This is a genomic window from Streptomyces sp. NPDC041135 (assembly GCF_055592085.1).
The window spans coordinates 272,089-283,938 of record NZ_JBVIYZ010000010.1; the positions used below are offsets into that span (position 1 = coordinate 272,089).

The 11,850-nt window shown below is 72.4% G+C and carries 9 protein-coding genes and 1 pseudogene; 7 read left to right on the plus strand and 3 right to left on the minus strand.

The window, feature by feature from the left end; genetic code table 11:
• Positions 1 to 103: 103 nt before the first annotated feature.
• A complete protein-coding gene (gene thrS, locus ACZ6CZ_RS24020) occupies positions 104 to 2,089 on the plus strand; it encodes a threonine--tRNA ligase (protein WP_469024627.1) in 1,986 nt (661 codons plus the stop codon).
• Positions 2,090 to 2,117: 28 nt separating this feature from the next.
• Here the strand turns inward: thrS and ACZ6CZ_RS24025 are convergent, their stop codons facing one another.
• A complete protein-coding gene (locus ACZ6CZ_RS24025) occupies positions 2,118 to 2,777 on the minus strand; it encodes a potassium channel family protein (protein ID WP_469024629.1) in 660 nt (219 codons plus the stop codon).
• Positions 2,778 to 2,844: 67 nt separating this feature from the next.
• Here ACZ6CZ_RS24025 and ACZ6CZ_RS24030 point away from each other — a divergent pair, with 67 nt between their 5' ends.
• Positions 2,845 to 3,402 carry an HIT family protein gene (locus ACZ6CZ_RS24030; RefSeq protein ID WP_469024632.1) on the plus strand — a complete coding sequence of 186 codons (558 nt, stop codon included), beginning with the start codon at positions 2,845 to 2,847 and terminating at the stop codon, positions 3,400 to 3,402.
• A 103-nt stretch (positions 3,403 to 3,505) separates the two neighbouring features.
• Here the strand turns inward: ACZ6CZ_RS24030 and ACZ6CZ_RS24035 are convergent, their stop codons facing one another.
• Positions 3,506 to 5,152, minus strand: coding sequence for a hypothetical protein (locus ACZ6CZ_RS24035; RefSeq protein WP_469024634.1), 1,647 nt, complete (start codon positions 5,150 to 5,152; stop codon positions 3,506 to 3,508).
• Between the two features lie 215 nt (positions 5,153 to 5,367).
• Positions 5,368 to 7,566, minus strand: coding sequence for an elongation factor G-like protein EF-G2 (locus tag ACZ6CZ_RS24040; protein ID WP_469024636.1), 2,199 nt, complete (start codon positions 7,564 to 7,566; stop codon positions 5,368 to 5,370).
• Between the two features lie 224 nt (positions 7,567 to 7,790).
• On the opposite strand from ACZ6CZ_RS24040, the gene pgsA reads away from it, so the two are divergent.
• The 5 genes and pseudogenes from pgsA to ACZ6CZ_RS24065 form a co-directional block, all read left to right on the plus strand.
• Positions 7,791 to 8,522, plus strand: coding sequence for a phosphatidylinositol phosphate synthase (gene pgsA, locus ACZ6CZ_RS24045; protein ID WP_469024680.1), 732 nt, complete (start codon positions 7,791 to 7,793; stop codon positions 8,520 to 8,522).
• Positions 8,519 to 9,445 (plus strand): phosphatidylinositol mannoside acyltransferase, encoded by a 927-nt coding sequence (locus ACZ6CZ_RS24050; protein ID WP_469024639.1) that lies wholly within the window; start codon positions 8,519 to 8,521, stop codon positions 9,443 to 9,445. Before pgsA ends, ACZ6CZ_RS24050 begins: the two co-directional genes overlap by 4 nt.
• On the plus strand, positions 9,442 to 10,605 hold the full coding sequence (locus ACZ6CZ_RS24055; RefSeq protein WP_469024641.1) for a glycosyltransferase family 4 protein: 1,164 nt from the start codon (positions 9,442 to 9,444) through the stop codon (positions 10,603 to 10,605). The genes ACZ6CZ_RS24050 and ACZ6CZ_RS24055 overlap by 4 nt, the downstream gene beginning before the upstream one ends.
• 368 nt (positions 10,606 to 10,973) lie before the next feature.
• Positions 10,974 to 11,516, plus strand: a complete 543-nt coding sequence (locus ACZ6CZ_RS24060) for a LemA family protein (RefSeq protein WP_469024643.1) — start codon at positions 10,974 to 10,976, stop codon at positions 11,514 to 11,516.
• 125 nt (positions 11,517 to 11,641) lie between these two features.
• Positions 11,642 to 11,850: pseudogene (locus tag ACZ6CZ_RS24065) on the plus strand (pyridoxal 5'-phosphate synthase lyase subunit PdxS); the annotation flags it as partial.

The following is an 11,850-nucleotide window of genomic DNA, read 5'->3' on the forward strand; positions in this document are numbered from 1 at the left end:
CGGGCCGTAACCGTTTCGCGGTCGGCGGGGTCGGGTCGGTACGATCCCTGGTGCGCGCGCTCCTGGTACGGCGCCCGCACCCACCTTCAGTCAGGAGAGACCGGTGTCAGACGTCCGTGTGATCATCCAGCGCGATTCCGAGCGGGAAGAACGCGTGGTGACGACGGGCACTACGGCCGCCGACCTCTTCGCCGGCGAGCGCACCGTCATCGCCGCGCGGATCGCCGGCGAGCTGCGGGACCTCACCTGCGAGGTGCGCGACGGCGACACCGTCGAGGGCGTCGAGATCTCCTCCGAGGACGGCCTGAACATCCTGCGCCACTCCACCGCGCACGTCATGGCGCAGGCCGTGCAGGAACTCTTCCCCGAGGCCAAGCTGGGCATCGGCCCGCCCGTCAAGGACGGCTTCTACTACGACTTCGACGTCGCGCGGCCCTTCACGCCCGAGGACCTCAAGGCCGTCGAGAAGAAGATGCAGGAGATCCAGAAGCGCGGGCAGAGGTTCGCCCGCCGCGTCGTCAGCGACGAGGCCGCCCGCGAGGAACTGGCTGACGAGCCGTACAAGCTGGAGCTGATCGGCCTCAAGGGCTCGGCCGCCGTCCAGGACAGCGCCGACGGCGCGGACGTCGAGGTCGGCGCCGGCGAGCTGACGATCTACGACAACCTGGACGCCAAGACCGGCGAGCTGTGCTGGAAGGACCTGTGCCGCGGTCCGCACCTGCCCTCGACCCGGCTCATCCCGGCCTTCAAGCTGATGCGCAACGCGGCCGCCTACTGGCGCGGCAGCGAGAAGAACCCCATGCTCCAGCGCATCTACGGCACCGCCTGGCCGTCCAAGGACGAGCTGAAGGCACACCTCGACTTCCTCGCCGAGGCCGAGAAGCGCGACCACCGCAAGCTCGGCAACGAGCTGGACCTGTTCTCCATCCCGGAGCAGATCGGCTCCGGCCTCGCCGTCTTCCACCCCAAGGGCGGCATCGTCCGCCGGGTCATGGAGGACTACTCGCGGCGCCGCCACGAGGAAGAGGGCTACGAGTTCGTCTACACCCCGCACGCCACCAAGGGGAAGCTCTTCGAGACCTCGGGCCACCTGGACTGGTACGCCGACGGCATGTACCCGCCCATGCAGCTCGACGAGGGCGTGGACTACTACCTCAAGCCCATGAACTGCCCGATGCACAACCTGATCTTCGACGCGCGCGGCCGCTCCTACCGCGAACTGCCGCTGCGCCTGTTCGAGTTCGGCACGGTGTACCGGTACGAGAAGTCGGGCGTCGTGCACGGCCTGACCCGCGCCCGCGGTTTCACCCAGGACGACGCGCACATCTATTGCACCCGCGAGCAGATGGCCGACGAGCTGGACACGACGCTCACCTTCGTCCTGAACCTGCTGCGCGACTACGGCCTGACCGACTTCTACCTGGAGCTGTCCACCAAGGACCCGGAGAAGTTCGTCGGCTCCGACGAGGCCTGGGAGGAGGCGACCGAGACCCTGCGCCAGGTCGCCGAGAAGCAGGGCCTGCCGCTGGTCCCGGACCCGGGCGGCGCCGCCTTCTACGGCCCGAAGATCTCCGTCCAGGCCAAGGACGCGATCGGCCGCACCTGGCAGATGTCGACGGTCCAGCTGGACTTCAACCTGCCGGAGCGCTTCGACCTGGAGTACACCGGCCCGGACGGCTCCAAGCAGCGCCCGGTCATGATCCACCGCGCGCTGTTCGGCTCCATCGAGCGGTTCTTCGCGGTGCTCCTGGAGCACTACGCCGGCGCCTTCCCGGCCTGGCTGGCCCCGGTCCAGGCGATCGGCATCCCGGTGGGTGACGCGCACGTCGAGTACCTGGAGAAGTTCGCGGCCGAGGCCCGCAAGCAGGGCCTGCGGGTCGAGGTGGACTCCTCCTCGGACCGGATGCAGAAGAAGATCCGCACCGCGCAGAAGCAGAAGGTCCCCTTCATGGTCATCGTCGGTGACGACGACATGAACGCGGGCACCGTCTCCTTCCGCTACCGCGACGGCTCCCAGGAGAACGGCATCGCCTTCGACGCCGCCCTGGCCAAGATCGCCGAGGTGGTGCGGGAGCGGACCCAGGTCTGACCCGCACCGTCCGCGAGGCCCCCGGGGATCACCGCCCCGGGGGCCTTTCGTCGCCCTCGCGGGAGAAGACCTGCATCAGCCAGGACGAAAAGGACCCCGTCACCGCCCCGAGCAGGCCCAGCCCGCAGGCCATCATCCCGGTCGCGATCACCCGGCCGAGTGTGGTCACGGGGGTGATGTCGCCGTAGCCGACCGTGCTAAGGGTCGAGGCGGCCCACCACACCGCGTCCCCGAACGTCCGCATGGTCGCGCCCGGCGCCCCGCGCTCCTGCTGGTAGACCGCGAGGGCGCCGGCGAAGCCGAGCAGCAAGGTGGACAGGCTGGCGTAGGCGATCACCCGGGCGTACAGCGACAGCCGCGGCTCCCCCTGGCGGCGCTGGATGACGTCGTACAGCGGAACGATGCGCAGCGGGCGCAGCAGCGGCAGCACGACCACGGCCGTGTGCAGCAGGTGGGTGGTCGCGAAGCGCGCGAAGCGCTGCCCGCCGAGCCGCCAGCGCACCACGTAGTCCGCGGCGAACAGCACCCAGAGGGTGAGCATCGCCACCCCGCACAGGTTCCGCCAGCCGGCCGGCAGTCCCACGGCCAGCACCCGGGTGGCATAGGCGGCCATGAAGACCAGCGACGCCATGAAGAGCGGGATCTCGGTGCGCTGCTCCCAGCGAGCCGCGGGGCTGTCGACGTCCACCGGCCAAGCTTGGCCGGTGGCCGCCTTCCCGCCGCCCCGGCGACACGCCGCGAACGGGCGAAGCCATATGCTGCCTTGCATGACGAGTGAGCCGGAACAGCAGATCGGAGTGGGGACGCAGGACGCGTTCCAGCGCCTGTGGACGCCCCACCGGATGGCCTACATCCAGGGCGAGAACAAGCCGAGCGGCCCAGAGGCCGGCGACGGCTGTCCGTTCTGCTCGCTCCCGGCCCAGTCCGACGAGGACGGGCTGATCGTCCGGCGCGGCGAGCACGTGTACGCGGTGCTCAACCTCTACCCGTACAACGGCGGCCACCTGATGACCGTGCCCTACCGGCACGTGGCCGACTACACCGAGCTGACCGGTGCGGAGACCACGGAGCTGGCCGAGCTGACGAAGCAGGCGATGACCGCGCTGCGCACGGCCTCCGGCGCGCACGGATTCAACATCGGCATGAACCAGGGCACGGTGGCCGGCGCGGGCATCGCCGCCCACCTGCACCAGCACATCGTTCCGCGGTGGGGCGGCGACACCAACTTCATGCCGGTCGTCGGCCACACCAAGGTGCTCCCGCAGCTGCTGGCCGACACCCGCAAGATGCTCGCGGAGGCCTGGCCCGCCTAGCCCCGGCGCCGGGGCCGCCCACCTGCCCGGGCGCCCCGGCCGGGGCTCCCCGGTCGCCGTCGGTGTTGCCGCCTCCCCGTCGCCGCCGTCCCCGCTGCCGCCGTCAGGCGTCGTACAGGTCGGCCTTGCGCGGCGCGGGGTCCTGCACCGCTGTGCTGAGGAACGACGAGCGCGTGCCGAACTTCTCCGTGTCCACGCCGTTCTCCGCCAGCACCCGGATCGCGGCGGAGTGCACCACCCGCAGCACCGGGGTGGCCGCGCGCAGCGCGTCGTCGGCCATGAAGCGGTGCCGCCACGGCTTGTCGGCCCACACGTGCCGCAGCCCGAACGGCTCCGGCAGCCCCAGCGAGCCACCGAGCCAGGTGAGCGCCGGCGGGTACCAGGTGAGCAGGGCCCGCGAGGACACCCGTACCACCTCGTCGGCGGTGACCAGCGGCAGCTTGATCGTGCGGGTCTCCCAGGGCTTGAGGGACTTGGAGACCTCCCGGGCCGGCGCCTCCGGCTTCGAGGTGAACAGCGGGTGCACCGGCCCCAGCGCGTGCCCGGTGACCTCGATGCGCAGCGTCTCGTGCAGCACGGTCACCGTGATCAGCATGGTGATGACCAGCTGTCCGTCCCACAGCGTCCATTGCACGCCGAGGTAGTGCCGGTCACCGCTGCCGAACTGCTGCTTGTTGCAGATCTCCTGTATCGCGTGCGGCTTGACCTGATAGGCCTCGACGTCGGTGCCGTCCGGGCGGGAGACGGCCTTGGCGTTCTCGCCGATCGGGGTGACGATCCAGTGCCGTATGGAGGGCTTGGTGAAGCCGCCGGTGTTCAGCGGGCCGCGCTCCAGCATCTTCAGCTGGTCGTGGATCGCGCGTATGACGTCCCAGCTGCGGAAGGGGTGGATCTCCCGGGTGGGGTCGGCCGGCACCAGGTCCTCCGCGAGCTGCCAGGCGCCCCAGCGGGTGCCCATGCCGAGTATCCCCTTGGGGCCGGCGTAGAAGACGGAGTTGGAGTTCTGCTCGGCGCTGAGCCGGGCCAGGGACTGGCGCACCTGCTCGGCGGCGGTCTCGCCCGGGCTGCGGGGCACGGAGTCGGGCACCTTGGCGCCGACGCTGGTCCCGGACAGCAGCCCGTCCCAGCGGGCCCGCAGGTCGTGCGCGGTGCTCTCGCAGATCCGCTTGGCCCAGAACCAGCCCAGCACGGGCGCGATGACGGCACCGCGCGAATACCATCCCCAGAAGCCCGAGAACGGCATCTTCAGCAGGAAGACGACGGCCAGCGTGCCGACGCCGAGGAGCAGCGCGGTGGCGAGGGCGCCCGCCCGCCTGCCGTTCGCCCGCACGACCAGCGTGCGCACCTGGAAGATCAGCAGCCAGACCAGGAGGCCGGGCAGGAAGATCAGCCCGCACAGCGCCATGACCACGGCGAGCCGGTTGTCGCGCTCGCGCCGGATGTTGTTGGCCGCCAGGCAGTGCTCCACGACGACCTGGGGCTCGGTGCCGAACGACTGGATGAGCGGCTTGCGGCCCGGTGTGAGCATGCGGTCGACGACCGCGCGGGAGAAGGCCTCGCCGAGGTTCGGCCGGAACAGGGTGAGCCGGCCCGCCTTGACGGTCGACTCGTGCCACTCGTTGTCGGCCGCCTTGATGTCCTCGATCGCGTTGTCGCGGTAGGCCACCGAGGCCAGGGCGAAGGTGGCCGCCTGGCCCTCGTCGCCGGAGACGGGCACCTGCGGCCCGTCCCACTCGGTTCCCATGGACATACCCGCCCCCGATTCGCCGCCGGTGTCGCTCCTGCGGCCTTCCCGACTTCCCTGCCCCGCACACCTGTTGGACCGGCCGTCGTACCGACGCGGCACGACGGGCCAGGTGATCAGCGTATCCGCAGCCACTGACTTCGGAAGGGCGGACGGCCGAAGCCGTCCGCCCGCACGAAGGTGACCGCGCGGGAGCGCGCCACCGGGCCGCGCGCTCCCGACTAGGCGGTTTCTCCCGCCTGTTCGCGGATGCGGGTCGCGATCTGCGGCGGCATCGGCTCGTGCCGCGCGTAGGCACGGCTGAAACGCGCCGTGCCGTGCGAGAGGGAGCGCAGGTCGACCGCGTACCGGCCGATCTCGAACTCCGGCACCTCGGCCCGCACCAGGGTCCGCCCGGCGCCCACCTGTTCGGTGCCCAGCACCCGGCCCCGGCGGCCGGACAGGTCGCTCATCACCGCGCCGACGTAGTCGTCGCCGACCAGCACGGTCACCTCGGCCACCGGTTCCAGCAGGTGGATCCTCGCGTCGGCCGCCGCCTCGCGCAGCGCCAGGGCGCCGGCGGTCTGGAAGGCGGCGTCGGAGGAGTCGACCGAGTGCGCCTTGCCGTCCAGCAGCGTGATCCGCACGTCGATGAGCGGATAACCGGCGGCGACACCCTTGGCGGCCTGGGCCCGCACGCCCTTCTCGACGGACGGGATGAACTGCCGCGGCACGGCGCCGCCGACGACCTTGTCGACGAACTCGATGCCCGAGCCGCCGGGCAGCGGCTCCACCTCGATCTCGCAGATGGCGTACTGCCCGTGCCCGCCGGACTGCTTGACGTGCCGGCCGCGCCCGGCCGCCCGCGCGGCGAACGTCTCCCGCAGCGAGACCTTGTGCGGGACGACGTCGACCTGGACGCCGTACCGGCTGCGCAGCCGCTCCAGGGCGACGTCCGCGTGCGCCTCGCCCAGGCACCACAGGACCACCTGGTGGGTGTCCGGGTTCTGCTCCAGGCGCATCGTCGGGTCCTCGGCGACCAGCCGGCCCAGCCCCTGGGAGAGCTTGTCCTCGTCCGCCTTGCTGTGCGCCTGGATGGCGACCGGCAGCAGCGGGTCGGGCATCTCCCACGGTTCCATCAGCAGCGGATCGTCCTTGGCCGAGAGGGTGTCGCCGGTCTCCGCGCGGGTCAGCTTCGCCACGCAGGCCAGATCCCCGGCGATGACGTGCGTCACCGGGCGCTGCTGTCTGCCGAAGGGCGTGGACAGGGCGCCGACGCGTTCGTCGACGTCGTGGTCCTCGTGGCCCCGGTCGGCCAGGCCGTGCCCGGAGACGTGCACCGTCTCGTCCGGCCGCAGGGTGCCCGAGAAGACCCGGACCAGCGAGATCCGGCCCACGTAGGGGTCGGAGGAGGTCTTGACCACCTCCGCCACCAGCGGGCCGTCCGGGTCGCAGGCGACCGGCTCGCGCGGGGTGCCGTCGACGGTGGTCACCCGGGGCGCCGCGCGCTCCAGGGGGGTGGGGAAGCCGCCGGTGATCAGTTCCAGCAGTTCCACCGTGCCCAGGCCCTGCCGGGCGCCCTCGGCGGCGGGCGCGGCGGCGAGCACGGGGAAGAACACCCCGCGCGCGACGGCCCGCTCCAGGTCCTGGACCAGCGTCTTGACGTCGACCTGCTCGCCGCCGAGGTAGCGGTCCATCAGGGTCTCGTCCTCGGACTCGGAGATGATCCCCTCGATGAGCCGGCTGCGGGCCTCCTCGATCCGGGGCAGCTCGTCCGGGCCCGGCTCGGATTCCTTGCGCTCCCCGGTGGAGTAGTCGAACAGCTTCTGCGACAGCAGCCCGACCAGTCCCGTCACGGGCGCGTGCCCGTCCGGGGCCCGCGTCCCGCGCAGCGGCAGGTACAGCGGCAGCACGGCGTCGGGGTCGTCGGCCCCGAAGGCCTGCGCGCACACCCGGGTCATCTCCTCGAAGTCGGCGCGCGCGGCCTCCAGGTGCGTGACGACGATGGCGCGCGGCATGCCGACGGCCGCGCACTCCTCCCACACCATGCGGGTCGAGCCGTCCACCCCGTCCGAGGCCGAGACGACGAAGAGGGCCGCGTCCGCCGCGCGCAGACCGGCCCTCAGCTCCCCGACGAAGTCGGCGTACCCGGGGGTGTCCAGAACATTGACCTTGATGCCGTCCCATTCGACGGGCACCAGGGAGAGCTGCACCGAGCGCTGCCGGCGGTGTTCGATGTCGTCGTGGTCCGAGACGGTGCCGCCGTCCTCGACGCGGCCCGCCCGGTTCAGTGCTCCCGCGGTCAGCGCGAGAGCTTCCACCAAGGTCGTCTTGCCCGATCCGGAGTGGCCGACCAGCACCACATTCCGTACGGACGCGGGGTGGTCGGCCGCCGTAGCCCTGCCGGCGGCCCCGGGGTGGGTGTGTGCCTTGTCGCCCATAACCTTGCCTCCCTGGACGGTGAGGTCACTCTGGGCGCGGACACGCGGCACCGCGTGCACTGGCGGCTCCTGCGACGCCCGCGGTCCTTCGAGCTTTCCACTCCCGTCACGCGGCGTCCATACGACGGACGCCGGCCGCGCCCCGGCCCGCCGCGCGCGGCCCTGAGCCGTACCGGGCACGCGTGCGGGTGCCCGGCCGTCGCACCCGCGCGCCCGTGGCTACGATGGGCCAGCCGGTGGCCAGCAGGGGCCGCCCGGCGACACCGACCCTCGGGAAGGCCATGCTGAACAAGTACGCGCGTGCATTCTTCACGCGTGTCCTCACACCGTTCGCCGCGTTTCTCATCCGCCGGGGCGTCAGTCCGGACACGGTGACGCTCATCGGCACCGCCGGTGTGGTCGCGGGAGCGCTGGTCTTCTTCCCCCGGGGCGAGTTCTTCTGGGGCACGATCGTCATCACGCTGTTCGTGTTCTCCGACCTCGTCGACGGCAACATGGCCCGCCAGCTGGGCCGCACCAGCCGCTGGGGCGCCTTCCTGGACTCCACCCTCGACCGGGTCGCCGACGGCGCGATCTTCGGCGGCTTCGCCCTGTGGTACGCGGGCCGGGGCGACGACGACATCCTGTGCGCGGTCGCCATCTTCTGCCTGGCCAGCGGGCAGGTCGTGTCGTACACCAAGGCGCGCGGCGAGTCGATCGGCCTGCCGGTCGCCGTCAACGGGCTGATCGAGCGCGCCGAACGACTGGTGATCTCGCTCGTGGCCGCCGGTCTGTCCGGGCTGCACGCCTTCGGTGTGCCGGGCGTCCAGGTGCTGCTGCCGATCGCCCTGTGGATCGTCGCCGTCGGCAGCCTCGTCACGCTCGTCCAGCGCGTCGTCACCGTGCGCCGCGAGTCCGCCGAGGCGGAGGCGGCCGTCGCCCCGCAGAGCGCGTCCCGGGGGAGCGAGAGCCCGTGAGCACCGCCGAGCGGCTGACCGACTCCCTGTACGGGCTCGGCTGGAGCACTGTGAAGAAGCTCCCCGAGCCGGTCGCCGCCCGCCTCGGCCGCGGCGTCGCCGACCTCGCCTGGAAGCGGCGCGGCGCGGGCGTACGGCGGCTGGAGGCCAACTACGCGCGCGTGCTGCCCGACGCCGGCCCGGAGCGGCTGGCCGAGCTGTCGCGCGCGGGGATGCGCTCCTACCTGCGCTACTGGATGGAGTCCTTCCGGCTGCCCGCCTGGAGCCCCGAGCGGATCAGGGACGGCCTGGAGGTCAAGGACATCCACGTGGTGACCGAGACGCTCGCCGCCGGCCGCGGGGTCGTCCTCGCCCTGCCCCACCTGGCCAACTGGGACCTCGCGGGCGCCTGGCTGACCACCGCGCTGCACACGCCCTTCACCACGGTCGCCGAGCGCCTGAAGCCGGAGAGCCTGTACGACCGCTTCGTCGCCTACCGGGAGGGCCTGGGCATGGAGGTCGTGCCGCACAGCGGCGGCTCCGCCTTCGGCACCCTGGCACGGCGGCTGCGCGACGGCGGGCTGGTCTGCCTGGTCGCCGACCGCGACCTGTCCGCGACCGGCGTCGAGGTCGACTTCTTCGGCGAGCGGGCGCGGATGCCGGCCGGCCCGGCCCTGCTCGCCCAGCACACCGGCGCGCTGCTGCTGCCGGCCACGCTCTGGTACGACGGCCCGCACCTCATGCGCGGCCGGGTGCACCCGCCGGTCGAGGTGCCCGGCTCGGGCACCCGGGCCGAGAGGACGGCGGTGATGACGCAGGCACTGGCCGACGCCTACGCCGCCGGCATCGCCGAACACCCCGAGGACTGGCACATGCTCCAGCGGCTGTGGGTCGCCGACCTCGAGCCCGGCGACGGACCCACCGCCGGGAAGGGCGCCTCGTGAGGATCGGCATCGTCTGCCCGTACTCCTGGGACGTGCCCGGGGGAGTCCAGTTCCACGTCCGCGACCTCGCCGAGTACTTCATCCGTCTCGGCCACGAGGTCTCCGTCCTCGCCCCCGCCGACGACGACACCCCGCTGCCGCCGTACGTCGTCTCCGCCGGGCGCGCCGTCCCGGTGCCGTACAACGGCTCGGTGGCCCGGCTGAACTTCGGTTTCCTCTCGGCCGCCCGGGTGCGGCGCTGGCTGCACGACGGCGGCTTCGACGTCGTCCACATCCACGAGCCGACCTCCCCGTCGCTGGGCCTGCTGACCTGCTGGGCGGCCCAGGGGCCCATCGTGGCGACCTTCCACACCTCCAACCCGCGCTCACGCGCGATGATCGCCGCGTACGCCATCCTCCAGGCCGCGCTGGAGAAGATCAGCGCGCGGATCGCGGTCAGCGAGTACGCCCGCCGCACCCTCGTCGAGCACCTCGGCGGGGACGCGGTGGTGATCCCCAACGGGGTCGACGTCGACTTCTTCGCCAAGGCCGAGCCCAAGCCGGAGTGGCAGGGCGACACCATCGGGTTCATCGGCCGCATCGACGAGCCCCGCAAGGGCCTGCCGGTGCTCATGAAGGCCCTGCCCAGGATCCTCGCCGCCCGGCCCGGGACGCGGCTGCTGGTCGCCGGGCGGGGTGACGAGAAGGAGGCGGTGGAGACGCTCCCCGCCGAGCTGCGCTCCCGGGTGGAGTTCCTCGGCATGATCAGCGACGAGGACAAGGCGCGGCTGCTGCGCAGCGTCGACCTGTACATCGCCCCCAACACCGGGGGCGAGAGCTTCGGCATCATCCTGGTCGAGGCGATGTCCGCGGGCGCCCCCGTACTCGCCTCCGACCTCGACGCCTTCGCCCAGGTGCTCGACCAGGGCGCCGCGGGCGACCTCTTCGCCAACGAGGACGCGGACGCCCTCGCCGAGGGCGCGCTGCGGCTGCTGGCCGACCCCGAGCGCCGCGCCGGCCTCAGCGACCGGGGCAGCGCCCACGTCCGCCGCTTCGACTGGTCCACGGTCGGCGCGGACATCCTGTCCGTCTACGAAACGGTGACGGCAGGCGCCGCAGCGGTGGCCACTGACGAGCGCACAGGCCTGAGAGCCAGACTCGGCCTGGCAACCCGAGACTGACCGAGCCCTCACCCAGGGGCGCGAGGAACCGCACACAGGGCCCCCACCCACCCGAACCTCCCACCCCCGAGCGCCGCCCCCACCCAGGGGCGCGAGGAACCGCGCACAAGGCCCCCCCACCCGAACCTCCCACCCCCGGGCGCGGCTCCCACCCAGGGGCGCGAGGAACCGCGCACAAGGCCCCCACCCACCCGAACCTCCCACCCCCGGGCGCCACCCCCTCCCAGGGGCGCGAGGAACCGCGCACAAAGCCCCCACCCACCCGAACCCGACAACACCCCCCACCGCCCCCACGTCACCAAGGCACCGCCCCCCACCGCATCCACCCCACCAAGCCCAGCGGCAGCGCCCCGGTAGCCTTGCCGCCCGTGACCGCAACCCTCGTCTGGATCTTCGTCGCCCTCGTCGTCATCGGCCTGTACCTGAGCTGGACGGCGGGCCGGCTGGACCGGCTGCACTCCCGGATGGACGCCGCGCGGGCCGCGCTCGACGCACAGCTGCTGCGCCGGGCGTCCGTGGCGCAGGAGCTGGCGACCTCCGGCGTACTGGACCCGGCCGCCTCGATCGTGCTGTACGAGGCCGCGCACTCGGCCCGGCAGGCCGAGGAGGAGCAGCGGGAGGTGGCCGAGAGCGAGCTGAGCCAGGCCCTGCGGGCGGTGTTCGGGGACCCGCACCAGGTCGAGGCCGTACGCGAGGCCCCCGGAGGGGAGGAGGCGGCCCGGGAACTGGCGGAGGCCGTGCGGCGGGTGCCGATGGCCCGGCGCTTCCACAACGACGCCGTGGGAGCCGCCCGCAGGCTGCGCGAGCACCGCAAGGTGCGCTGGTTCCGGCTGGCCGGTCACGCCCCGTTCCCGCTGGCCGTGGAGATGGACGACGAACCGCCCGCGGCCCTGGTCGAACGGCTGTCCTGAGCCCCCGTCCGGCCGCGACGCGGACCCCGGTCCGGCCACCGCCGTGACACGGCAGCAGGCGAAAACGATCCACCGGCTCCGCATTGGCCCTTGCTGTGGACTGCTCCGTTCGCGTTTCCTCGGGGATGCAGAAATCCTCTTCCCCTTCAGTGAGGTCACCCGTGTCCACCATCGACAACCAGGCTCCCGAGACCGGCACCGCCCGTGTGAAGCGCGGCATGGCCGAGCAGCTCAAGGGCGGCGTGATCATGGACGTCGTCACGCCGGAGCAGGCGAAGATCGCCGAGGACGCGGGCGCCGTCGCCGTCATGGCGCTGGAGCGGGTCCCGGCCGA

Coding starts and splice junctions, on each gene's coding strand:
- ACZ6CZ_RS24030 (WP_469024632.1), top strand. CDS start 2,845: ATGCTGCCTTGCATGACGAGTGAGCCGGAACAGCAGATCGGAGTGGGG.
- ACZ6CZ_RS24035 (WP_469024634.1), bottom strand. CDS start 5,152: ATGTCCATGGGAACCGAGTGGGACGGGCCGCAGGTGCCCGTCTCCGGC.
- ACZ6CZ_RS24040 (WP_469024636.1), bottom strand. CDS start 7,566: ATGGGCGACAAGGCACACACCCACCCCGGGGCCGCCGGCAGGGCTACG.
- pgsA (WP_469024680.1), top strand. CDS start 7,791: ATGGGCCAGCCGGTGGCCAGCAGGGGCCGCCCGGCGACACCGACCCTC.